Genomic DNA, 564 nt, shown 5'->3' on the forward strand with positions numbered 1-564 from the left:
CGTTGCAATGTCGTATGGTCTCCGCAACAATGTCGTATGGTCTCCGCAACGTGTTAGCGAAGTCTGGGGCGTAGTGCGCTCTCCGGGCTTAGCTGACTGATGCAAAGCGTAGAGTTTCTTGATGCAAAGCGTAGAGTTTCTTCGACGCTGCCAGATAGGCAACCCGAGCGACCTCTAGGTCATCGCAGACGGCCCGCGCTTCATCACATACCCGATCCCACGAGGCGCTGATAGTTCGAACTAAAAACGTGGGAGCGTCTCTTGCTGAGGTACGATGCGTCTCTTGCTGAGGTACGATGGCGTCCGTCGCCGCATTAATCGTATCCTGTACAGATTCAGCTTTAAAGGCAGAACCGGTGAGTTTTAAAGGCAGAACCGGAATCGGAAGCCCTTTCCGGCTCTGTTCCAGCCTCCAGTTAGCTGCCTCGGCTCGAACATCGCCAAGATCAGCGAGTACAGCCTCTAGTTCAATGATGGTCTGCCGGTCGTTACGAATAAACGTCTTGGCAACTCCGATCTCGTGTCGGAGTTTAGAAATATTCATTAGATTATACCTTTTCATTT

Annotated in this window: 1 protein-coding gene; it reads right to left on the reverse strand. The window is 51.8% G+C overall.

What is annotated here, in order from left to right:
• Positions 1-88: 88 nt before the first annotated feature.
• Positions 89-564 (reverse strand): hypothetical protein (locus KP708_RS15535; RefSeq protein ID WP_215757262.1); only part of this gene is annotated, 476 nt, incomplete at its 5' end.

The organism is Gluconobacter sp. P5H9_a (assembly GCF_018812085.1).
In the GTDB taxonomy this organism is placed as follows: Bacteria; Pseudomonadota; Alphaproteobacteria; order Acetobacterales; family Acetobacteraceae; genus Gluconobacter.